17 protein-coding genes are annotated in these 23,150 nt (G+C 68.0%); 7 read left to right on the top strand and 10 right to left on the bottom strand.

Annotated features, from left to right (window positions below; genetic code table 11):
* From GKO32_RS35825 to GKO32_RS35810, 4 genes are all read right to left on the bottom strand, one after another.
* A partial coding sequence (locus GKO32_RS35825) for a hypothetical protein (RefSeq protein WP_154761354.1) occupies nucleotides 1-3,209 on the bottom strand: 3,209 nt, incomplete at its 3' end.
* A 46-nt stretch (nucleotides 3,210-3,255) separates the two neighbouring features.
* A complete protein-coding gene (gene ettA / locus GKO32_RS35820) occupies nucleotides 3,256-4,932 on the bottom strand; it encodes an energy-dependent translational throttle protein EttA (RefSeq protein WP_154761353.1) in 1,677 nt (558 codons plus the stop codon).
* A 254-nt stretch (nucleotides 4,933-5,186) separates the two neighbouring features.
* Nucleotides 5,187-7,190 carry a bifunctional copper resistance protein CopD/cytochrome c oxidase assembly protein gene (locus GKO32_RS35815; protein ID WP_312869163.1) on the bottom strand — a complete coding sequence of 668 codons (2,004 nt, stop codon included), beginning with the start codon at nucleotides 7,188-7,190 and terminating at the stop codon, nucleotides 5,187-5,189.
* Nucleotides 7,191-7,210: 20 nt separating this feature from the next.
* A complete protein-coding gene (locus GKO32_RS35810; protein ID WP_154761351.1) occupies nucleotides 7,211-8,392 on the bottom strand; it encodes an MFS transporter in 1,182 nt (393 codons plus the stop codon).
* Between the two features lie 66 nt (nucleotides 8,393-8,458).
* Between GKO32_RS35810 and GKO32_RS35805 the strand changes: the two genes are divergently transcribed.
* The gene (locus tag GKO32_RS35805; protein ID WP_154761350.1) at nucleotides 8,459-9,532 is read left to right on the top strand and encodes a LacI family DNA-binding transcriptional regulator; all 1,074 of its coding nucleotides are present in this window, start codon (nucleotides 8,459-8,461) and stop codon (nucleotides 9,530-9,532) included.
* Nucleotides 9,533-9,721: 189 nt separating this feature from the next.
* Nucleotides 9,722-10,102, top strand: a complete 381-nt coding sequence (locus GKO32_RS35800) for a peptidase inhibitor family I36 protein (protein WP_154761349.1) — start codon at nucleotides 9,722-9,724, stop codon at nucleotides 10,100-10,102.
* Nucleotides 10,103-10,296: 194 nt separating this feature from the next.
* On the opposite strand, the gene GKO32_RS35795 is transcribed toward GKO32_RS35800, so the two are convergent.
* The 3 genes from GKO32_RS35795 to GKO32_RS35785 all read right to left on the bottom strand — a co-directional run bounded on the left by GKO32_RS35795 (nucleotide 10,297) and on the right by GKO32_RS35785 (nucleotide 14,136).
* Nucleotides 10,297-12,126, bottom strand: a complete 1,830-nt coding sequence (locus tag GKO32_RS35795) for a glycoside hydrolase family 2 protein (protein ID WP_154761348.1) — start codon at nucleotides 12,124-12,126, stop codon at nucleotides 10,297-10,299.
* Between the two features lie 326 nt (nucleotides 12,127-12,452).
* Complete coding sequence (locus GKO32_RS35790; RefSeq protein WP_154761347.1) at nucleotides 12,453-13,187, bottom strand: Stp1/IreP family PP2C-type Ser/Thr phosphatase; 735 nt, start codon at nucleotides 13,185-13,187, stop codon at nucleotides 12,453-12,455.
* Between the two features lie 721 nt (nucleotides 13,188-13,908).
* Complete coding sequence (locus GKO32_RS35785; RefSeq protein WP_154761346.1) at nucleotides 13,909-14,136, bottom strand: hypothetical protein; 228 nt, start codon at nucleotides 14,134-14,136, stop codon at nucleotides 13,909-13,911.
* Nucleotides 14,137-14,280: 144 nt separating this feature from the next.
* Between GKO32_RS35785 and yaaA the strand changes: the two genes are divergently transcribed.
* From yaaA to GKO32_RS35770, 3 genes are all read left to right on the top strand, one after another.
* The gene (yaaA, locus tag GKO32_RS35780; RefSeq protein WP_312869162.1) at nucleotides 14,281-15,012 is read left to right on the top strand and encodes a peroxide stress protein YaaA; all 732 of its coding nucleotides are present in this window, start codon (nucleotides 14,281-14,283) and stop codon (nucleotides 15,010-15,012) included.
* 566 nt (nucleotides 15,013-15,578) lie between these two features.
* Nucleotides 15,579-16,937: a DEAD/DEAH box helicase gene (locus tag GKO32_RS35775; protein WP_312869161.1), complete on the top strand. Its 1,359-nt coding sequence runs from the start codon at nucleotides 15,579-15,581 to the stop codon at nucleotides 16,935-16,937.
* A 180-nt stretch (nucleotides 16,938-17,117) separates the two neighbouring features.
* Entirely contained in the window at nucleotides 17,118-18,296 is a 1,179-nt protein-coding gene (locus GKO32_RS35770) for an 8-amino-7-oxononanoate synthase (RefSeq protein ID WP_312869160.1), read from the top strand.
* On the opposite strand, the gene GKO32_RS35765 is transcribed toward GKO32_RS35770, so the two are convergent.
* Both GKO32_RS35765 and GKO32_RS35760 read right to left on the bottom strand, forming a co-directional pair.
* Nucleotides 18,259-18,693 carry a GNAT family N-acetyltransferase gene (locus GKO32_RS35765; RefSeq protein WP_312869158.1) on the bottom strand — a complete coding sequence of 145 codons (435 nt, stop codon included), beginning with the start codon at nucleotides 18,691-18,693 and terminating at the stop codon, nucleotides 18,259-18,261. The genes GKO32_RS35770 and GKO32_RS35765 overlap by 38 nt on opposite strands.
* A gap of 9 nt (nucleotides 18,694-18,702) precedes the next feature.
* Nucleotides 18,703-19,539, bottom strand: a complete 837-nt coding sequence (locus GKO32_RS35760; protein ID WP_154761344.1) for a S1 family peptidase — start codon at nucleotides 19,537-19,539, stop codon at nucleotides 18,703-18,705.
* Between the two features lie 163 nt (nucleotides 19,540-19,702).
* Between GKO32_RS35760 and GKO32_RS35755 the strand changes: the two genes are divergently transcribed.
* Nucleotides 19,703-21,133 carry a mycothione reductase gene (locus GKO32_RS35755; protein WP_312869156.1) on the top strand — a complete coding sequence of 477 codons (1,431 nt, stop codon included), beginning with the start codon at nucleotides 19,703-19,705 and terminating at the stop codon, nucleotides 21,131-21,133.
* On the opposite strand, the gene GKO32_RS35750 is transcribed toward GKO32_RS35755, so the two are convergent.
* The gene (locus GKO32_RS35750) at nucleotides 21,124-22,338 is read right to left on the bottom strand and encodes an MFS transporter (RefSeq protein WP_154761342.1); all 1,215 of its coding nucleotides are present in this window, start codon (nucleotides 22,336-22,338) and stop codon (nucleotides 21,124-21,126) included. The two genes, GKO32_RS35755 and GKO32_RS35750, sit on opposite strands and share 10 nt — an antisense overlap.
* Nucleotides 22,339-22,366: 28 nt before the next feature.
* On the opposite strand from GKO32_RS35750, the gene GKO32_RS35745 reads away from it, so the two are divergent.
* A complete protein-coding gene (locus GKO32_RS35745; RefSeq protein ID WP_312869155.1) occupies nucleotides 22,367-23,068 on the top strand; it encodes a FadR/GntR family transcriptional regulator in 702 nt (233 codons plus the stop codon).
* Nucleotides 23,069-23,150 lie beyond the last annotated feature (82 nt).

The raw sequence follows: 23,150 nt of genomic DNA, 5'->3' as shown, positions 1-23,150 counted from the left end.
CTGTCCGCCGCGCCACCGCGAACCGTGGTGCCCGACTCACCGCGATGAGCTGCCACTCCGCCAGCAGCCGCAGCGCCAGTCACGCCGCCATGCGCCGCCCGACTCTCGTGGGCCGCTAGCCCATTTCCGGCTGTGGGGCCCGAACGGGCGTGATGTGCCGCCGCACCGTCAGCCCCCGCGACAGCACTAGCCTCGCCTCCGTGCGCCGCCCCGTCCCCGCGAGCCGCCACGCCATTTACAGCCCTGGTACCCGCCCTGCCGTCACGAGCCGCCACTACGTCCTCAGCCGCAGCGCCCGACGGCATTGCGTTGTAACCAACCGCCGCCCCCGTCCCACCTCTGTGAGTCGCCGCATTGTTGGGAGCCGTGCCGTTCGCCACCCGGCTGTGCGCCGCGGCAGCGCCCGCATCTCCGGCGTGAGCAGGAGCAGTGCGTTTTCTGCCGCTGTAAGTCGGCGCGTCGTCGGTCTGGCCTGCCTCCGCCAGATCGGCGCGCCCAGAAACACCACTGGCCGAGCGCTCAGCCGCCACGTCCCGGGCATGCTCGGCCGCCGCATGGCCCGGCTGAGATTCAGCGGGACGACCATCCGCCTCGTCCCGCTGGCCCCTACCGCGCTTCGCGGCCCAGGTGGACTCGGCCATGTCGGAGTTCAGCAATGCCTCCATAAGCTCGCGGCTCCAGGAGGCCTCGATGCTTTGCCCGGATTCGGTGCCCTGCAACACCTTCGCTGTGTCCCGGGTACCTTCCGACCTCATCGGTTCCCTGTCAGACGCGGCGGACTTGTTGCTCCGCGCCGACTCCGCCGACTCAGCGGCGCACGCAGCTGCCGCCGGCTCTGAGGTCGACGACTCGTCCTGGAACGTTTTCTCATGCCCAGCGGCTCCCGCATGGGCCGCCGCCTGCGGGGATTCCGCATGTGGCACGGCGTGCGCAGCTTCCGTATGTCCCCCCACGCGCGCGGAACCCGCTGGCGCCGCGTGCCGCGCAGTGTCTGCTTGCTTCGCGCTCCCTGCGACGCCGGGCGATTGAGCATTCGCCACCGCTTCGGCCTGCGACGCGTCGCCCAAGCCCTGACTCCACGCGAAGTCCGCCCGCGCCGCAGTAGCCGGCTCAGCACCGGCGGCCACCCGGTGTGCGCCCGCTGCGGAGTCCGCGCCCCGCCTGACTTGTTCTGTGGCGCGCGCAGCTTTGACTGGATCGTCAACCCACGGTTTTCCCGGCTGATGGGCACGCGCGACTTCGCTCTGTTCCGCAGTACGTACGGCGTCCACCTGCGGAGGTTCCCCATGCGTGACGGGCCGCGGAGTTTCCCCGTGTGCGGCAGGGCGTGCAACGTCCATCGGCATCGCAGCCTGCGCGGATTCACCGCGTGTACCGGACGGGGCGGCATTCGCGCGCGCCACGGCTCGCGCGGAATCACTGGAATCCCGGGGTTCCGCGGCCGTCGCTGAGTCTGCGTTCTGACGCGACTGATCATGATCGTCCGTGGCGCGACGGCGGCCACCGCCCGAACCGGCGGAGATACCGAGCCGGTCCAGCACCGACCGCGCGGCGACCGAGCCGTGCTCGGCGGTATGGCGGGTCTTCGGACGGATCTGGTCGTCTTCGGGGTTTCCGGCCGACACAACGAGTTCCGGCTTGCGCTCAGCAGCCTGCGCGACCCGCGGCGCCGGCTCATCGGCCGGCGGTGGGGCGAGCGGTAGGTCCGGCACAACGGGAGGCTCGAGGCGCACCGGCGCGAGCTTCACCCGCGGCTTGGCTGTTTCGGTGCGCTTCCCCGCAACCGGGAGTACCACCGTCTCCTCAGCACGCCGAGTTCCGTTCGCCGACACCTCACGCCGGGACGTGGTCACCGACCGTCGGTCGCCCCCCGGATCGACAATGCGCGGGATAATCACGGTGCGCTCGGCCACCTCGGGCTCAGGCGTGCCACGCCCGCTCTGGTCAGCTCCAAGCGCGTCCGGCGAGACAGTCCCGCCGTTACGCCCAGCAGAGACCCCAGCCGGATTGACCACCCGGACGGGCGCCGCCTGGGGCACCTCGGCGGACGACTCCGCGACGGCCCCGAGCAACTCGTCCAAGTCCAGCGTGGCCTGACCGCCATTGCCGAACGCGCCCGCCAACAATCCCATCGCTTGCCGCCGGGAACGCGCGTACACGTGATCCGCGGCGCGGCTCTGACGCAAACATTCGATGGCGTCCCGCGAGCGGCCCAGCCGCTCCTCGACATGTGCGAGCTCGGCCCACAACCGTGACGTCAACGCGTACAGGCCATGGCGTTCGGTGCTGTACACCGCATCCCGCAGCACCACCGACGCGGCTTCGACCGACCCGGCGGGCAGCAGAATCCGCGTCGCCACCGCCATCCGGAGCCAGCCGAACGGCGCGACTGCAGCCGCCCGCGTGGACTCGGCCAGCTCCGACTCCGCGATCTCCGCAGCGTTTTCGGTGTCACCACGGTCAAGTAGGGAGCACACCAAGTGCAGGATCAAGCGCGACCGAACCACGCCGCCGTCACAGCTCGGATCGTCAAGCTGATCCAGCAGGCCCAGTCCGGTACGCGCGGCATCGGCCGCACCCACCACATCGGCATGCCGCCGACGGTGGGCCGACATCGCGACCCTGACCAACGCCCGGCCCAGCAGCCGTTCATCCCCGTCGAGGTTGTCGTCCGTGCCACACAACCGGTCCGCTTCGACCAGCGCCCGATCCAGCTCGGGTTTGCGCCCGAACTGCGAGAGGCTCCCCACCAGCTGACACAACGCAGAGGCCTTGCCCGCACCGGAGAATTCCGACGCGCCCAGCACGGGCCGCAACGCGGCCAGCCCGATCAACGGCACCCCGGCACTGCGAGCACACAGTGCGAGGTCCGTGCGCAATCCCGCGGCCAGCACGGTGTCACCGAGATCCTCCGCCGCACGCAACGCGGCAACGCCACGCCCAACGCTGTCCGCACGCAACCCGAGCCGGACCCGGCCCGAAACGACCAGGCTCTCGGCACGCGCCCACAGCATGTCCGACGCGGCGGTCTCAGCAAGCGACGCAGCTCGCTCACCCAGGACCACGGTCAATTCCGGTGCACGCAAACCGAGCGCGGCCGCATGCTGCAGCAGACTCTCGATCGCATGGTTCTCACCGTTACCGGCCGAGTTCCAGTCGCCGACGCGTAACGCGGGCGGGCTGGATCGGGTGTGCCTGGTGGCTACCAATGGGGACTCCGCTTCAGTGTCGGCTCAAGCGTGCTCGTGAACGCGCTCAGTCGCGCGTCAACTTGCGGTGAGTCACCCGGTGTGGCCGGGCCGCCTCCGCTCCCAGACGGTCGATCTTGTTCTTCTCGTAGCCCTCGAAGTTGCCTTCGAACCAGAACCACTTGGCGGGGTTGGTGTCGTCGCCTTCCCAGGCGAGGATGTGGGTGGCCACCCGGTCCAGGAACCACCGGTCGTGCGAGATGACCACGGCGCAACCGGGGAACTGCTCGAGCGCATTCTCCAGTGAGCCCAGGGTTTCCACGTCCAGGTCGTTTGTCGGCTCGTCCAGCAGGATCAGGTTGCCGCCCAGTTTGAGGGTCAGCGCCAGGTTCAGCCGGTTGCGCTCACCACCGGAAAGCACGCCTGCCGGCTTCTGCTGATCCGGGCCCTTGAACCCGAAAGCGGAAACGTAGGCCCTCGACGGCATCTCGGTCTGCCCAACGTGGATGTAGTCCAGGCCGTCAGAAACGACCTCCCACACCGTCTTCTTGGGATCGATCCCCGCGCGGTTCTGGTCCACATAGGACAGTTTGACCGTCTCGCCTATCTTGACCTCGCCCGAGTCCGGCTCTTCCAGCCCCACGACCGTCTTGAACAGGGTCGTCTTACCGACACCGTTCGGCCCGATCACACCGACAATCCCGTTGCGAGGCAACTTGAACGACAGGTCGTCGATGAGCAGCCGGTCGTCGAATCCCTTGCGCAAGTGCTCAACCTCGACCACCACACTGCCCAGCCGCGGACCGGGCGGAATCTGGATCTCCTCGAAGTCGAGCTTGCGGTTGCGCTCGGCCTCCGCGGCCATCTCCTCATAGCGGTCCAAACGGGCGCGGGACTTGGTTTGGCGCGCTTTGGCGTTGGAGCGAACCCACTCGAGTTCCGTTTTGAGCCGCTTGGCCAGTTTCGCGTCTTTCTTGCCCTGCACCTCCAATCGTTCCCGCTTTTTTTCCAGATAGGTCGAGTAGTTGCCCTCGTAGCCGACGACCCGGCCGCGGTCGAGCTCCATGATCCATTCGGCGACGTTGTCCAGGAAGTACCGGTCGTGGGTGACCGCGAGGACAGCGCCCGGATACGTGGCCAGGAACTGCTCCAGCCACAGCACACTTTCGGCGTCCAGGTGGTTGGTGGGCTCGTCGAGCAGCAGCAGATCCGGCTTGGACAGCAAGAGCTTGCACAGCGCGACCCGGCGACGCTCACCACCGGAAAGGTGGGTCACCGGCTCGTCCGGCGGCGGGCAGCGCAACGCGTCCATTGCCTGCTCAAGTTGCGAGTCCAGCTCCCAGGCGTCGGCGTGGTCGAGTTCCTCCTGGAGGCGGCCCATCTCCTCCATCAGCTCGTCGCTGTAGTCGGTGGCCATCTGCTCGGCGATCTCGTTGAAGCGGTCGAGCTTCACCTTGACCTCGCCGAGCCCCTCCTCGACATTGCCGCGCACCGTCTTGTCCTCGTTGAGCGGCGGCTCCTGGAGGAGGATGCCGACGGACGCACCCGGCTGGATAAAGGCTTCCCCATTGCTCGGCTGATCGAGCCCGGCCATGATCTTCAGCACGGTGGACTTGCCCGCACCGTTCGGCCCCACGACACCGATCTTGGCACCGGGGTAGAACGCGGTGCTGACATCATCGAGGATGACCTTGTCCCCGACGGTCTTGCGCACCTTTTTCATGGTGTAGATGAACTCGGCCATAGGGTTGATCGTAGAGCCGTGTGTCGTCCGGCTGTACGGCGGTCACCGTCGAACGACCCAGCGTCACTCCGCGCTCACCGCTCGAACATCAAGGCGACACCTCAACCTCAGGTGAAGACCGAGACTCCATATACCCTCACATCCCTTCTCTGTCCGGAACTCCCTGCCGTGACACAACCTTGGCAGGGCCGGAGCCTGTGGGGAAAGAGGAAATTGCCGTACCTGTGGATAACTGGGGTCCTGTGGACAACCAGCTACGACTGGGGCTCGCGATGCTCGGCCATCTGCTTGAGCATCGCGTTGTAGGCAGCCAGATCCGCATCACCGGTTCGTTCCTCGCGGCGATCCTGCCGTTTCGCCTCGCGATCGTCCGCACGCGCCCACTGCACGAGCAATGCGATCAGCACGAGCAGCACGGGAAGCTCGCCCGAGGCCCAGGCGATCCCGCCGCCAAGTCGTTGATCCGCAAGGAGATCGGTGACCCAGGGCAGGTTGAGGGACCGGTAGAACGACTCCCCGATCACGGTCTGCTTCGACATGAGGATCACGCCGAAGAACGCGTGGAACGGCATCGCGGCGAACATCATGGCCAGCCGCCCCAGGTGCGGAAGGCGTCGTGGCGACGGGTCGATTCCGATCACCGGCCAGTAGAAAACGTAGCCCGACAGCAGGAAATGGGCATTCATCACAAGGTGTGCCCAGTGATAGTTCAGCGCGGCGTCGAACAAGCCGGAGAAATACAGAACGTAGAACGAGCCGACAAACAGCAGCAGCGCGACGACCGGATGGGTGAGAAACTTCGCGAGCGGCGACCGGACGAAGGCGAGCACCCACTCCCGCGGCCCCGGCGGGGAACCCTTGCCTGCCACGGGAAGCGCGCGCAGCGCGAGCGTCACCGGACCACCCAGCACGAACAGCACCGGTGCCACCATCGACAGCAGCATGTGCATGCCCATGTGAGCGCTGAACATCGCCGGCGAATACCGCCCGAGCCCGGTCGACGTCGCGATCAGCAGCACAGCGCAACCAGCCAGCCAGGCGACCGTCCGGCCCACCGGCCACGAGTCCCCACGCCTGCGTAGCCGCCGCACACCTGCGAGGTACACCGCGGCGAACACCAGCGCCGCCGTGCCGTAGACAAGATCGAAGCGCCACGCGAACAGCAATCGGAACACCGTCGGTGCTCCCGGGAGGTTGTAACCGATGAGCAGTTCGGTCGTGGACGGCTGGGTCACCGCATCCGGTGGCGGGGGTGTGCGTGCCAGCGCTGTCGCGATGCCGATCGTCACGAACATGATCAGCAACTCGACCGCGGCCAGTCGCAGCAGCTGGCCCCCGCCACGACCGTCCACCAGGTCACGGACACCGCGCACACGTTGCTGCTGCCCGAAAACACCGAGCACCAGCAACGCAACGATCTTCGCGACCACAAGCAGCCCGTAGTCGGTGGTGAACAGATCGACCAACCTGATCCGCACGAGTGCGTTGATCACACCCGACAGCGCCATCACAATCCAGCAGACGAGCGCCAGCTTCGAAAACCGGGTCGCCGCAAGCGTCAGGTGCTCGCCACGTCGCCACCCATGGGCGAGCAACGCGAACAATCCGCCGACCCACAGCGTCGCGGCGACCAGGTGGTACAGCAGGCTGTTGGTGGCCATGTCGTGCGACCCACCGCTGGAGGAATGGCCCGTTACCGCGACCGGCACCAGGCCGGCGACGGAGATGAAGAACAGCACCGTCGTCCAGCCCCAGGACAACGCGAGCCGGCAGCCTGCCGCGAGCACGAGCGCGATCGCCGCGGTGACCAGCCAGGCCTTGGGCTGCTCGATCGCGTCAATGAGGTTCAGCAGTACCACCGGTGAAAAGACGTCGGTGACCGATTTGCCCGCGCCGTCCGCCGCTGTGAAGAACACTGACGCCATCGCAGCGGCGAACCACACCCAGGCCGCCGTCCCCGCCGTCCGCAAGGCCGCGTACCCGTCCCGCGCGACCGTGCCCGATTCCTGCGGTGGCACCAGGAACGACGCCAACAACAGCGAACCGACGCAGACCACCGAGGCTGCGTCCGCGAGCACACGCACGACCTCGATGCCATAGTGCGTGACGACGCCAGGGTTGGGCAGGCCCGCGATGACGTAGGTGGCTCCGCCGGTCACCGCGAGGACCGCGACCGCGATGACCGCAGCGAGGACCACGCTGATCGCCAGCAGCGGCAGGACCGTGGCCGTACGCCGGGAGGGGACTTCAGACTCCACGGTATGAGGGTAGGCCCGGCTCAGACGCCCGCGACGGCCGCGGTGAGCTCACGGCGGCGGGTGCGACCTGCGGCGACTGCGGCCGGCGCGATGAGAGCGGCGAGAAGGCCGACCACGACGAACGAAACGGACAGCGACGTCAGCTGCGCGATACCGCCGATAAGTGCTGGCCCGGCGAGAAAACCGCTGTACGCGATCGTGGTGACGAACGCGATCTCGCGCTCCCCGCCGCTGTCGTCGTCCCGTTTGCCCGCCGCCCCCGCGAGCCCGAGCGCGATCGGGAACGCGGCGGCGAGCCCCGACCCGGCCAGGCCGAACCCTGCGTACGCGATGCCGGCGATCGGTACGGCCGCGGCGATGATCAAGCCCGATCCGGCAAGCGCCGCGCCGGCGACCAGCATCCGCGTCGCGCCCACCCTGCGCTGCACCCACGCGCCACCCAGCCGGGTGGCTGCCATGGTGAGTGAGAACACCGAGAACGCGAGCGCGGCGGCAGCCTGGTCCACATGCTGCGCGGTGACCACCAGCAATGCTGACCAGTCCGAACTGGCACCCTCAGCCACCGCCGAGCACAACGCGATCGCCGCGAGCAGCCACAGCACAGGCCTGCGGATCGGGGCCACTCGCGCCGTCCTTCGTGTCCGCTCCGCGCGTGGCGTCGACCGCGGGAGCCCATGCAACATGAGCAAAAGAGCGACCAGGAGAACCACGGCGACGAGAACGAACTGCCGCAACGGGGACCAGCCGCCCGCGGCCGCGAGGCCCGCCGCACCGGACGCGACAAGACCGCCGACACTGAACCCTGCGTGAAAGAGGGGCATGATCGCGCGCCCGAGCCGCCGCTCGACAACGACCGCGCCGATGTTCATGGATACATCCATCATCCCGACCGAGGCACCGAGGCCGAACATGACGAAACCGAGCGCGAGCACCGAACCAGCGGCGCCCACGAACGGCAGGATCACACAGGACAGCAATGTCGAGGCGACGATCGCAGCGCGGACCCCGAACCGTTCGACCAGCCGCCCGGACATCGACGCCGCGATCAGCATCCCGATGCTGGCGCCGAGCAACGCAAGGCCCAGCGAACCCGGTGCGGCATGCAGCCTCTCGGCGAGCGCGGGCACGCGGGGAGCCCAAGATCCGTAGACGGCGCCGTTGAGTGCGAACACCACGAATATCCCGAGCCGGTTGCCGACCATGCGCTCACCTCCTTGTCTCACCATGACTGAAGCGCTTTAGAAACGCCAGCCCTTTAGACTTGCGAGATGACAGGTCGGCGACGCCCTACGCTCGACGACGTCGCCTACGCCGTTGGCGTCTCCCGGGCAACCGTGTCCAACGCGTACAACCGTCCAGACCAGCTTTCCGCACGGCTTCGCGAGGAAGTGCTGCGTACGGCGAAGCGCCTCGGTTACACCGGCCCGAACCCGATCGCACGCAGCCTCGCGACGAAACGCACCGGCGCGGTCGCGTTCATGCTCGACACCGGTCTGTCGGCAGCATTCTCCGATCCCGCACTGTCGATCACCCTCGACGCCTTCACCGCCACGGTCGATCCCGACGGGCACGCGCTGCTTCTCCTGCCTGGCGGAGACAATGGGGGCCCGCGCGCGGAACGGGTGCTCGCCGCGCAGGCGGATCTCGCCGTCGCGTACTCGCTTGCCGACGGCGCGCCGGCACTGCGTGCGGTGCGGCAGCGCCGGCTACCGCTGGTCGTCATCGACCAGCCGATCGTGCCCGGCGCCGCGCGCGTGAGCACAAACGACCGGGCGGGCGCGGTCGCGGCCGCCCGGCACCTGATCGAACTGGGGCACCGCAAAGTCGGAATCCTTTCCGCCCAATGCCTTTCCGCGCCGCGAGGGGGCCCGCTATCCGTGGAGGATGCCGGTCGGTCGCTGTTCCGCGTCAATCGTGAACGACTTGGCGGCTACCTCGACACGCTGCGCGCCGCGGGTCTCGCGCCTGACGACGTCTCGATTTGGGAAGTGTCGGCGCTTTCGCGGGAATACGCAACGGCCGGCGCGATCGGGCTACTCGACCGCCCATCGCCACCGACGGCTCTGCTGTGTATGTCGGACGAACTGGCGCTAGCGGCGATCATTGCTGCGAAGAGGCGTGGGCTTTCCGTTCCAGATGATCTGTCGATCGTCGGTTTCGACGATACACCAGTGGCGCAATGGGCGGATCCGCCGCTGACGACTGTCCGTCAGGACTTGGCACGTAAGGGAAAGCTGGCCGGCGAGCTGGCATTGCGATTGCTGGCCGGACATCGGGCACCGCCACCGGCCACTTTGGACGTTGAGCTGATCGTTCGGGGCTCCACGACTTCAGCGCATTAGCAGACAGTTCGCTGCCGCACAACGAGTTCCCTGAAAATTGTGGACAACCATTGCCCGATCGAGGGAAGGGAATCTACTTGTCCACAGAAGTAAAAATCCCTGCTGACATTCTCTTGCCGAACCGGCATTCTTGAGTTCGTCACCGCCCCGGCATTCCGGCGGGGCCACCATTCCCCTGGGGAGAGAAACATGAATCTGCGTGCACACCTGCCGCGAATTTTCGTCATCGCTGTACTCGGCCTGCTCGCCGGATCAGGGGTTGCTCAGGCTGACCCCGGCCGTCCGGAAAACGCTTGCGAGCGTGGCGAGTTCTGCGCGTGGACGGGCGAGTTCTATGGCGATGCGTTACAGCGGGTCGATCTGCGCACAGCCAATCCGGAGGAATGTCTCGTACTGCCAGGTGAAATCGAGGCCAGGTCGTTCGTCAACCAGCTGGACCGGGATGTCACGGTCTACCAGGACGTCGAATGCACGACCGAGGGCGATTTCACGACCTATCCAGGGCACGGCACTTACGTTCCCAGGGCGCCGTTTGTCGTACGAGCGGTGAAGATCTGGGACATGGCTTAGCTTGCGACGTGGCGGCCGGCCACCGCTCCTGGGGACTCACACTCCGGTGGCCGTTGCCGTCCTGAGGCCGTTCCCCCGAGATCGGCCTCGCCCGCGGGTGCACCCGCGCCGCCCCAGTTCCGGTGCACCCGCGGGTTTCCCAGCCGCAGATGCCGGCGTCGCATGCTGGACAACCGATCGGCTCGGCGGCCGGGCTATGACTTGGTCTGGTCGGGACCTGCTTCGCGAAATGCGCGGAGTTCGTCATCGGGCAGTGCCTTCGCCGGTTTGGTCAGGATGGCTCTGATCTCGGTCGAGTCGGCTTTGGGTACTCGATCCTCGGTGAGGAGTCCATTGCGTTCCTGCTCAGTGTCGGTGAGTTGGGTGTAGCAGAACCCAGCCAGGGCAGGCGACTCAAGCACGGCGCTGACCAGGTCGTCTAGCCTATGCACAAGCGCGGTGGCATCGGCGACGGTCGAGTAGCCGAACCATTTCTCGCCTTCCGCAGGAACATAGGTGAGACCACCGAACTCGGTCAGCATCACGGGGCATCCGGGGTCGACTTCACCGAGCACAAGCCGCCGGCCTCCGGGACGGACGGCGGCAAGAGTGTGGCGCGCGACATCGGAACTGCCATAACGAGAACGAAGAGAGGAACCAGTGGGCGCGTAGTCGTGCAGACCATAGATATCCGCTTCCGCAATTTCCCAGCCGTCATTCGCGATCACAGGACGAGAGGGGTCGATGGCTTTGGTGAGGTAATAGAGCGAGCGCGCGAAATCCGCCTGCTCCGGCGATAACGCGAGATCGGGCACACCCCAGCTTTCGTTGAGTGGCACCCACGTGACGATGCATGGATGGCTTCGGTCCCGGCGGAGGACTTCCAGCCATTCGCGAGTAAGTCGTTCAGCGGCAACGGGTCCGAACTCGTAGGCGTTCGCGGTTTCGCCCCAGACAAGCAAGCCGAGTCGGTCGCACCAGTAGAGGAACCGCGGATCCTCCACCTTCTGGTGCACCCGCACACCATTGAAACCGAGCTCCTTCGCGAGTTCGACCTCGCGGCGGAGGGCCTGTACGTCGGGGGCGGCCAGATGCGACTGCGGCCAGTAACCCTGTTCCAGTGCCATGCGAGGGAAATACGGCATGTGGTTGAGCAGGAACCGACCGTCGGCCGTGCCGACATCGCGCAACCCGAGGTAGCTGGAGACCTCATCAACGGGGCCGCGCTCGGGGTGGACCTCGACGGTGGCGTCGACGAGTCGCGGATGCTCGGGCGCCCACAGCAGCCGCATGCGGTCCTGGCCATGACGTAAGGCGGGAACCGCGACGTCGAAGCTGAACCGGCGCCCGTCGATCCGGACGGACTGGTCGGCGAGGACCTCGTCCTCGTGCCGGAGAACGACACGCACGTTGGCAGCTGAACCGGACAGCTCGCCTTCGCACTTGACCGCGGCGCGAACCAGATCAGGTGTCCAGTGCAGCTCGTTCAGGTGCACATACGGTACGACCTCGGCCCACACTGGTTGCCAGATGCCTGTTGTGCGCTGGTACCAGATGTCGTGTGGGTCGGCGCGCCAGTCTTGCTTACCTCGCGGCTGAGTAGCGTCATCCGTCCTGTCCTCGGCACTGACCACAATGGACTGTGCTTCCGCCCGCAGTGTTTCGGTGACGTCAAACGAGAAAGGAGTCTGCCCACCGGTGTGGTCGCCGACGTGAATTCCGTTGACCCACACGGATGCGCGATAGTCCACCGCAGCGAAATGCAGGAACAGCCGGAACCCGGGCGCCAGCGGCGGAGCCTCGAATTCGCGGCGATACCAGACAACGGTATGCGGCCCCGGATCATGCACGCCGGACAGTTCCGACTCTGGCGGGTAAGGCACGGTGATACGCCGATCGAACGCCGCCGGGTCGGCGTGCCATCCGTCGGTACGTCCACGATCGTCGCTGTCGAACGCGAAATCCCACTGCCCGCACAGATCAAACCAACCCTGCCGGACCAGTTGCGGGCGCGGGCAGACCTGCTCGGGTGCGGCATCGATCATGACCGGCACGATACGCAACCACATGTTTCGTAGCGAGCCATTGAGCGAGAGGGGGTGCTATTGCCACACTTTTCCGTAACAGCCGGGTCTGCACAAAAACGGTGAGCTGACACGGTTCCCGGCCGCTCCGCCATCCCACGGGGGGCCCTGGCCGAAATGCCGCCATTCGCCGCACAGTCTTCATAGCGGCAGGCCTGACAGCGCGTGACAACGAAGCCTGACGCACCTCATTCGCGCCATGCTGCGGCCGACTGGACCATGCCCCCTAGGTGTTCCTCGCGTCGTCCCCAACGGCGCAAAGCGGGAGGTGCGTCTGGGGCCCTGGGTCAGCTGACGTCGGCGACGACGCAGGTGATGTTGTCGGGGCCACCGCCATCGTTGGCAAGCTCGACCAGTCTCAAGACGACGGCATCGAGGTCGGTGACCGCCTCCAGGGTCTCCCCCAGCACATCCGGCGACACAACGTCCGTCAGGCCGTCCGAACAGATCAAGTACCGGTCACCGGCCTTGACCTCGACGGTGAACACGTCGGGATCCGCGTGACCACCGCTTTGCAGCGCGCGGGTGAGCACCGAGCGGCTGGGATGGGTCATGGCGGCTTCCGGCGTGATCCGCCCTTGGTCGACCAGCTCCTGCACAACCGTGTGGTCGCGGGTGATCTGCTCGAGCTCGCCGTCGCGCAGGCGGTAGGCCCGCGAGTCACCGACGTGCGCGACCACGAATCGGGCGCCGTCCCACAGCATGGCGGTCAACGTGGTGCCCATGCCCTGCAGCGCCGGGTCCTCGTCGGCGAGGGACGTCAGGCGCTGTACGGCGTCGGTCACGGTCTCCGACAGGGCCTCTGTCGGGTCGAGGTCATCGGCTTCGAGCCGCTGGTCCAGTTCGGTAATGGCCGAGATCGCGGTGGAGCTGGCGACCTCGCCTGCCACATGGCCACCCATGCCGTCGGCGACGGCGAGGAGCCGTGAACTGGTGAAAACCGAGTCCTCGTTCGCATCCCGTCGCTGGCCGACATCGGTCGCGATGGCATACCGGAGCGTCAGTGACCCACTGGGTTCCATACGTGAAGTAAAGCAGTGGACGATCCGCGGCGGCACCGGCCTCACCCCGGCTGACCGGCGAACAGCCCGTGACGCAAGATCATCAGTTTGGCGCGACGCCCACACCCTGGCCGTCGGCCTAGGGCTGGACCGGGGAACCAACCGCATCGAGTGGACATCCGCGTCGCCCGATGGGACGAATCCGATGGGCCACCGCGACAGCGGCTCGGTACCTCGGCCCGACGTCTCGATGGCAGCCGCGGACTCACCGGGCGTAGAGCGACCTCGCGGTTCCGACCATGCCTGCCCGGCGCACGCTTGGCCGGGGGCGTCGGGCCATGCCGGCAATCACGCGGCTGTCCCGCGTTTCACCAGGCGGTGGTGAGGGATCGCGCGACGCACCTGCCCCAAGCCCTGCCGGACGCCGGTGCTGATCTATGGCCAACCGCACCGTGGTCCAGCGGGCCGCCCCGGCCCGGTCGGCAATGGGTCCCAGTCGTTGCCGAAACAAGCGGGGCCGCCAAGGTTCCAGACTCTGCCGAGGTCCAGGGCCCAGGCGTCGCCAAGGTCGGGGCATCGCGGAGCTCCGGGCGTCGCCGAGGTCCAGGCATCGCCGGGCGTCGCCGCCGGGCGGCGTCCGGACCACACACGGGCGCCTGCTGGGCGCCACGCGGCCAGGGCGCGTGGGCGGGCGGGTGCCGCGCGGATGGACGAGCGCCGCGCGGACGCCGGGCCGTCAGGATCAACGGCCGCGGGTGGCGGGAAAAATCAGCCCAGCCGCCGAGACGGCGATCAACAGGCCTGAGGCCACGGCGGCGGCGAGGGTGAACGCCGGTTTCCCGACCGTGTGCGTCGACAGGTCGTACACCGAACCCACCAGCAGGGCCGCACCCAAAACCAGGTAGAGAGCGCACTTCAACGGCGTCTCTGGAACGAACCTCCAGCGTCGCCGAGGTGAGTTGTCGGTCATGGTTGCCTCCTCCGGGTCGATCACGACATCAAGGCTGGCAGCAGGCATCCTCACCGCCCTCGGCCGGAAGTACGATCTTCAGGCCTTCGCCTGGGGTGAAAGGGCGAGACGGGACCTGACCAGGTGAACGGTTAACCTGCGTGGGTGCTCGTGCTGCTGCCCCCATCCGAAACCAAGGCTCCCGGCGGCGACGGCCCACCCCTGAACCTCGACGAGCTCGCCCATCCCCAACTCGCCCCTGTCCGCCGCAAGGTGGCTGACGCGCTCGTCGAACTCGCCGCCGACGTACCCGCCAGTCTCAAGGCCCTCGACCTCTCGCCCCGGCAGGAAGACGAGGTCGCCCGCAACGCCGCGCTCTGGTCCTCACCAACGCTGCCCGCGCTCGAGCGCTACACCGGCGTCCTCTACGACGCGCTTGACATCGGCGCCTTCACCAAACCCCAACTCGCCAAGGCCCAGCGCCGCCTCGCCGTCGCATCAGCGCTGTTCGGCATCGCACGCGGAGCCGACCGCATCCCCGCATACCGCCTCTCGGGCGGCAGTTCACTACCCTCGCTCGGCGCCCTCCGCGCCCTGTGGCGGCCCGCGCTCGAATCGGCATTCGCCGAGATGGACGACCTGATCGTCGACCTGCGCTCCGGCGCCTACGCCGCCCTCGCCCGGATCCCCGGCGCCGTCACCGTGCGCGTCGTCACCGCGACCGGCAAGACGATCAGCCACCACAACAAGGCGTACAAGGGAAAGCTCGCCGCCGCGCTGGCGAAGGTCAGCCGCGAACCGTCCACTGTGGAGGGTCTGCTGACCGCCGCTTCGAAGTCCGGCTTCGACGTCAAGCGCACCGGCGACCACGAGATCGACCTCGTCATCGTGCACTGAACCGCCTCGGTGGGCGAACGCCTCCGCTCCCGGCACCGGCAAGGCGCCGGTGCCGGGAGCGGGTTGGAAATCCACCGGATCGGTGAGCCGTTGCAGGGGTGCGGCCTGCGTTGCGGAAGTGCGGCCGGCTCGATCGAGCGCCTGAGCAGTTGCCGGCGAGGTGGCGGCTGAAGTCGAGGGCGGCTGAATCAGGCATGTAGCGCCCACCGGGTGCCTGTGGAACACCGGCAGCTGGAACCCCCGGCCGGCGACCCGCATGATCGGCGGGCGCGCCGCGATAGAGTCGCTTGTGGACGGTCGCTGTGGGCAGTCGCACAGTCCGATGAACGGGCCCGTCGGCGGCCCGTACCGTACTTCCGGTAGACTCGTCACAGACCGCAACCGGCGGCGTCGACAGGTGTTGTTCTTCGCAGCCAGGCCAGCAGTCATGGCACGCGGTAATCCACCCACCAACGGCGTATGGAATGCGCCGGGTCCGTCCCTGTGAACGCCCAGGACAACACTGCGCCCTGCTCGAAGCGGGCAGTTGGGCCTCCTTGCGACGTGCCACGTCCGAGAGGCAGTTAGTGAGCATCACCTTCGAGTCCACCTCGGTGACCTCGTTCGAAGACTTCGACCTTCCTCAGTCGCTGCTGACAGCGCTGCGAGAGCAGGGCATGGACGCCCCGTTCCCCATCCAGTCGGCCACCTTGCCCGACGCGCTCGCCGGGCGTGACGTGCTCGGCCGCGCCCAGACCGGGTCCGGCAAGACGCTGGCCTTCGGCCTGGCGTTGCTGGGCCGCCTCGGCGGCGGCAAGGCCCGTCCCAAGCGGCCACGCGCACTCGTGCTCGTGCCGACCCGCGAACTGGCGATGCAGGTCGCCGACGCGCTCAGCCCACTCGCCAAGGCGATGGGCCTGTGGTGCCGCACCGTCGTCGGAGGGATGGCCTTCACCCGCCAGTCCGATGTCCTCAACCGCGGTGTCGATCTGCTGATCGCCACACCGGGCCGGCTGTCGGACCACATCCGGCAGGGCACCTGCGTGCTGTCGGATGTGAACTTCGTCGCCCTCGACGAGGCCGACCAGATGGCCGACATGGGCTTCCTGCCCCAGGTCCGGGAGATCCTTGACCTGACCCCGCCCGGCGGGCAGCGCCTGCTGTTCTCCGCGACGCTCGACGGTGACGTGAAGAAGCTCGTCGACCGCTACCTGACCGACCCCGTCGAGCACTCGGTCGCACCGGTCACCGCGAGCGTCGACACCATGGATCACTACGTGCTCCAGGTGTCGCACCAGGACAAGCAGTCGATCGTCACCGAGATCGGCGCCCGCGAGGGTCGCACGATCATGTTCGTGCGCACCAAGCACCACGTCGACCGGCTCGCCGAGCGACTGCGGGCCAAGGGTGTCGCGGCCGGTGCGCTGCACGGCGGCAAGACCCAGGGCCAGCGCAACCGCGTGCTCGCCGACTTCAAGGAAGGCCACACCCCGGTGCTGGTCGCCACGGACGTCGCGGCCCGCGGCATCCACGTCGACGACGTGAGCCTGGTGCTGCACGTCGACCCGGCGGCCGACCACAAGGACTACCTGCACCGGGCGGGCCGCACGGCCCGCGCGGGCGCGTCCGGCACCGTGGTCACCCTGGTCACGCACGACCAGCGGCGCACGGTGCGGCGGCTGACCGAGCGCGCCGGGGTGCGCGCCGAGTCGGCGGTCGTCCGGCCCGGGGACGCCGAGCTGAGCCGTATCACCGGTGCGCGCCAGCCGAGTGGCGTGCCGGTGCCCGAGCGTCGCCGTGAGCCGCAGCCCCGCCGGGGCGGCGCGCCACGCGGTGACCGCAAGGGTGGCCGTGGCTTCGGCGGTCACCGCCAGGGCGGGTTCCGCGAAGGTGCACGTCCGCCGCGGCGGGACGGGCGCGGCCCGGCACGCCGTACGCGCGACTGATTGCGCCCATTACCAAGCCGACCGAAAAGTAGGCCGACCCGATCAACGGGCACCTGACCTGCGTTTGTCCGATCGCCGTGACTGGCGGTCGGCTTGGTGACAATCGGCACAGCAGAGGAGGCCATCGTCTGTGACGGTGGCCTCCTCTGCTGTCCGGACCAGGCCTGAGAGACTGCTGGGGTGGATGCAGCGCACAAAGTACCGCCCGAGCAGGTTTTCGACTGGCTGGACGCGGAAGCGAACCGGCGCGCCGACGCCGGCTTGGTCCGCCGGCTTCGTCCCCGGCCCGCGTCAAGCGACGAGCTGGACCTGGCGGGCAACGATTATCTCGGGCTTGCGCGGGACAAGCGGGTCGCCGGTGCGGCCGCGGCGGCGTCGCTGCGCTGGGGCGCCGGTTCCACGGGTTCGCGGCTGGTCACCGGTTCCACCGAGGTGCACGCCGAACTCGAGCACGAGCTGGCTCGCTTCTGCGGATTCCAGGCGGCACTGGTCTTCTCCTCCGGCTTCACCGCGAATCTCGGTGCGGTGACGGCACTTTCAGGCGCCGACTCAGCCATCGTGACCGACAAGTACATCCACGCCTCGTTGATCGAGGGCTGCCGGCTTTCCCGTGCCGGGATCGCCGCCGTCGCGCATTGCGATGTCGCCGCCGTCAAGCACGCGCTCGCGACCCGGCGGACGGCACGCGCCCTCATGGTCACCGACTCGGTGTTCTCCGTCGACGGTGATCTCGCCCCGCTCAACGACCTGTCCGCGGTGTGCCGTGAGCACGGTGCGGCACTGCTCGTCGACGACGCACACGGGTTCGGGGTACTTGGCGAGGGTGGCCGTGGCGCCGTGCACGCCGCCGGGCTCGCCGGGGAACCCGACGTCGTGATGACGATGACGTTGTCGAAATCCCTTGGCGCGCAAGGAGGTGCGGTTCTCGGGCCGCGCCGGGTGATCAAGCATCTGGTCGACACCGCGCGCAGCTTCATCTTCGACACCGGCCTCGCGCCGTCGAATGCCGCCGCCGCGTTGGCAGCCCTCGGCGTGCTCAAGTCCGAACCTGACCTGTCCGGCAAGGTGCTGGCGAACGCGGCACGGTTGTCCGAACAACTGTCCGATGCCGGTTTCCGGGTCAGCACGCCCGAGGCGGCGGTGATATCGGTGCAGGCACCATCCCCGGACGACGCGGTGAGCTGGGCCGCGCGGTGTGCCGAACAGGGCGTGCGGGTCGGCTGCTTCCGGCCACCATCGGTTCCGGACGGCATCTCCCGGCTCCGCCTGACCGCACGCGCCGATCTCAGTGTGTCCGATGTGGACACCGCGGTGAAGGTGATCAGCGCGTCGGCGCCGCCACACGCCGCCACATCGTGATGTGCGGGATGCCGTCGTCAAGGAATTCGTCGCCCTCGGCCACGTAACCGAACTTCGCGTAGAAGCCCTGCGCGTACGTCTGCGCGTCAAGGACACTGTCCGCGTCACCGATGATCTCGAGCGCCTCGGTCATCAAGCGTGCGGCGAGGCCACGGCCGCGCGCGTCCTTGGCCGTCACGACGCGCCCGATGCGGTGGTGATCGCCTTCGTCCACCACACGCAGGTACGACTCGATGCGCTCGTCACCGGCCGACCACAGGTGCCGCGTCGTGGGCAGCAGGTCCCGGCCGTCGGGGTCGAGATAGGGGCAGTCCTGCTCGACGACGAACACCTCGGCGCGCAGCCGGAGCACGCCGTACAACTGGCGGGCGGTCAGCTCGGATCCGGTGGCGTGCACCGCTCCTTGCTACCAGAGGAGACCGCGCTGCTGAGACTGCGCCCTGATGTCATCGGCATACGTGGACACCCGCGCGTACACGCCGGGTTTGCCTGCCTTCGCACAGCCGTCGCCCCAGGAGACGATGCCGATCAGCTTGTCACCGACGACCAGCGGCCCACCTGAGTCGCCCTGGCAGGCGTCGACCCCGCCCTCCGGATACCCCGCGCAGACCATGCTGTTGCGGTCGTAGTTGTCGTAGCTGGACAGGCAACTCGAGTCACTGACCACGGGGACGACCGCTTTGCGCAGCGACGCCGCGCGGGCACCGCCGTCACTGGTGCGGCCCCAGCCGACCACGGTGGCTTTCGTGCCCGCCGCGTACCCGGACGTGTCGGACTGGCTGGGCAGCGAAACCGGGCGGTAGGGGACCTGACGGTCGAGGTTCAGCACCGCGACGTCGTCGCCCTTGCCGGGATCGGAGAAGCCCGGCTCCTTCCACACCCGGGTCACCCGCGCGACCACGCCGTCCGTGCCGTCCTTCGCCTGGCGCCCGGCGACCACGCGCAGGTCGGACTGGGACACCGCGGACGCGCAGTGCGCCGCCGTCGCGACGGCCGACGAGCTCACCAGCACGCCACCGCAGAACTGGTTGCCCCTGCGATCAGTCAGGAAAACCGCGTACGGATAGTCCTTTATGGACGCTTCGTCGCCACCGACGATACGAGGCTGGACCTGAGGCGACGGCCCGGCGGGCTCGCTGCCGGTGGTCGCCGCGACGGCGGCGACCGGCAACGACACCGCGGCCGCGGCGGCGGCCGCGAGCAGGAAACGGACCTTGCGGTCCCGCCGGGCGTGTTTGGCCATGGGAGTGCCCCCTCTACCGGATCAGCCTCTGAAGGTCGCGCTCGGCGTTCGTCGGACTCCGGCGCGTGAGAATGCAGCGTCGCTACAGTAGTTGATGGACCTCCGATGTGGTGTCACTGGATCGGGTAGTCATCGGGTAGTCCCAGCAACGGAGGAAGACAACGTGCCCCATTACGACCTGGTGATCGTCGGTACCGGTTCCGGGAACTCGATTCTCGATTCGCGCTTCGCCTCCTGGAAGACGGCGATCGTGGAAAAGGGTGTCTTCGGCGGCACCTGCCTCAACGTCGGCTGCATTCCGACCAAGATGTTCGTGCACACCGCGGATCTCGCCGCGACACCGTCGGTGAGCAGCCGGTTCGGCGTGGACGAGGAACTACTCGACGTGCGCTGGCGCGATGTCCGTGACCGCATCTTCGGCCGGATCGACCCGATCGCGGCCGGCGGCCGGGACTACCGGCTCAACCACGCGGACAACGCGAACGTCACCGTGTACGAGGGCGAAGGCCGGTTCACCGGGCACAAGGAACTGACCGTCGACCTGGGCGAGCGCACCGAAACCGTCACCGCGGACAGGTTTGTACTCGCCGCGGGCGGGCGCCCGGTCATCCCGGACATCGAGGGACTCGACGAGATCGGATACCACACCTCCGACAGCGTGATGCGGCTCGACAAGCTGCCGGCACGGCTGGTGATCGTGGGCAGCGGGTTCGTCGCGGCGGAGTTCGCGCACGTGTTCACGTCGTTCGGCGTCCAGGTCACCGTGGTGGCGCGGTCGGGGGCGCTGCTGCGCAGCGAGGACGAGGACATCAGCGCCCGGTTCACCGAACTGGCGAGCGCGCGGTTCGACGTGCGGCTGAACCGGCGGGCGCGGCGCGTGCGGCGGACCGAGTCGGGCATCGCACTCGAATTCGACGGTGGCGAGGTCATCGAAACCGACGAACTGCTGATCGCGACGGGCCGCCGCCCCAATTCCGATCTGCTCGACGTCGCCACCACCGGAGTGACCACAATGGACAGTGGACACGTGACCGTGGACGCGTACCAGCAGACCTCGGTCGAGGGCATCTACGCGCTCGGCGACCTTTCCTCGCCGTACGAGCTCAAGCATGTCGCGAACCACGAAGCCCGTGTGGTGCAACACAATCTGCTGCATCCCGGCGAGCGGATCGAGGCCGACCACCGGTTCGTGCCGCATGCGGTGTTCACCTCACCGCAGATCGCGTCGGTCGGCGTGACCGAGCAGCAGGCCCGGCAGCGCGGGCTCAGCTATGTGACGTCCAAACAGGACTATGCGGGGATCGCCTACGGCTGGGCGATGGAGGACACCACCGGGTTCGCGAAACTGCTCGCCGACCCCGGCACCGGGCAGCTGCTCGGCGCGCACATCATCGGGCCGCAGGCCTCGACGGTGATCCAGCCGCTCATCCAGGCGATGAGCTTCGGCCTCGCCGCGCACACCATGGCGCGCGGCCAGTACTGGATTCACCCGGCGATGCCGGAGCTGATCGAAAACGCGCTGCTCAATCTAGCCCCGCCCGCCAGCCCACCACCACCCTCAACGGAGCCGCTTCGCGACGCTCCTCAGACATAGCGGGGCCGACCAGCTAGGAAACCGAACACCATCTGCCCGATGACGGCGGCGAGCAGCAGGACGAACGGCACGGTCCAGCCGCCCGTCAGGTCGTGCAGCATCCCGAACAGGAACGGGCCCGCGGCCCCGAACAGGTAGCCGATGCCTTGCGCCATCCCGGAAAGGCGCGCGGTATCGCCGCCGGTGCGGGCCCGCAGGGCGATCGTGGTCAGGGCGAGCGAGAACACGGCCATGCCCAGGCCGAGCAGGATCGACCACAGCAGTGGGGAGAAACCGGGCGCGATCATCACCCCCAGGACACCGAGCAACCCACAGGTGCCCAGGCCCAGGCTCCACCAGCTTTGGTTACCGGTACGCGCCGCGACCGCAGGCACGACCAAGCTGACGGGCAGGCCGAGCAGCGAAATCAGCCCCAGCAGCAGACCCGCCTCGCTCCGGCTGACCCCGGCGTCGACAAATACCTGGGGCAGCCAGCTGATGACGACGTAGGCGAAGCAAGCCTGGAGACCGAAGAAGAGCGTGACGATCCACGCGAGCCGGTTGCGCAGGAAGGAACGGTTCGTGGTCTCGGGCGAACCGGCGCCGTGTCCCGTGGCCGGCCGGGTCCGGGCGACGGTCAGCCAGACGACCAAGGCCAGCGCGGACAACGCGGCCCAGCTCGCCAGTCCGGGCCGCCAGCCACCGAGAACGTCGTCCAGTGGCGGGGTCACCGCGGAGCCGAACGCGCCGCCGGCCTGCAGCGCACCCGTGTACAGGCCAGTGATCAAGCCGATCCTGGCCGTGAAGGATTCCTTCACCACTACCGGAATCAGGACGTTGGCCAGTGCGATCCCGGCCGTCGCCACGAGGGTGCCGCCGAGCACGACCAGCTTCCCGTCGAGTACCCGCAGCAGCAGGCCGCCGGTGAGCAACACGAGTGCCGCGGCCACCGAGGCGCTGATCCCGATCCGCTTGGCGATCCAGGGCGCGGCTGAACCCGCCGCGGCGAAACACAACCCTGGCAGCGTGGTCAGTGCGCCCGCCCAGGTGGCGCTCGCGCCGAGCGAGTCTCGCATCTCCTCGAGGACCGAGCCGGCGGAGGTTACCGCCGGCCGCAGGTTGAGTGCGGCCAGCATGACGGCCCCGACGAGCAGGCCGCTGCCGGCCAGCACACGAGGAGTGCCTTTCACCTGGATATCAACCACGTCCGCTACTCTTCCAGACATAGGATGATTGGGTGAAGGGATATCTGCTGTGCCGTTAGCCACCACACGTCGAACCGGCCTCGTCGACCAGGTGATAGGCCAGCTCCGTGCGGCCATCAGCAGCGGCGAATGGCCCGTGGACCGCCGCATCCCGACCGAAACCGAGCTGACCGAGACGCTCGGCGTCGGCCGCAACACCGTGCGTGAAGCGATCCGCGCGCTCGCCCACAGCGGCCTGCTCGAAGTCCGGCAGGGTGACGGCACCTACGTCCGTGCCACGAGTGAGGTCTGCGGCGCCATCCGGCGGCTGGCCGGGACCGAACTGCGGGAGGTGCTGCAGGTGCGGCGCAGCCTGGAGGTGGAGGGCGCACGGCTGGCCGCCGAAGCGCGCACCGATGACGATCTCGCCCGGCTCACCGAACTGCTCGCCGAGCGGGACCGCGCGCAGCAAGACGGACTGCTCGAGGATTTCGCCCGCGCGGACGCCGAATTCCACCTCATGGTTGTCCACTGTGGACACAACAGGCTGCTGAGCGAGCTGTACCGGGGCCTCACCGAAGTGGTCACCGCCAGCGTCGCCGCGACGTCACACGACCGCCTGGCCGAGCACGCCGACCTGGGCCACCAAGGGCTGCTCGACGCCATCGCCGACCGCGACCCTGCGCGTGCGGCGGTCGAGGCCGGCGGCTTTCTCGATCAGCTACTCAGCTTGAGTTTTAACGTTCGGGGCCATGACGGGGCACCCGGATGATCATGGATGAGGCCCTTGGTTGATCATGCTTCTTGCTTAGGGAAGACGATCACACCAAGGGTCTCAATTGATCAGTGTGCAC

It is taken from the genome of Amycolatopsis pithecellobii, assembly GCF_009707865.1.
Taxonomy (GTDB): domain Bacteria; phylum Actinomycetota; class Actinomycetes; order Mycobacteriales; family Pseudonocardiaceae; genus Amycolatopsis_E; species Amycolatopsis_E pithecellobii.
The sequence above is the reverse complement of the archived record's forward strand: the minus strand, read 5'-3'. Positions and strand labels throughout refer to the sequence as shown.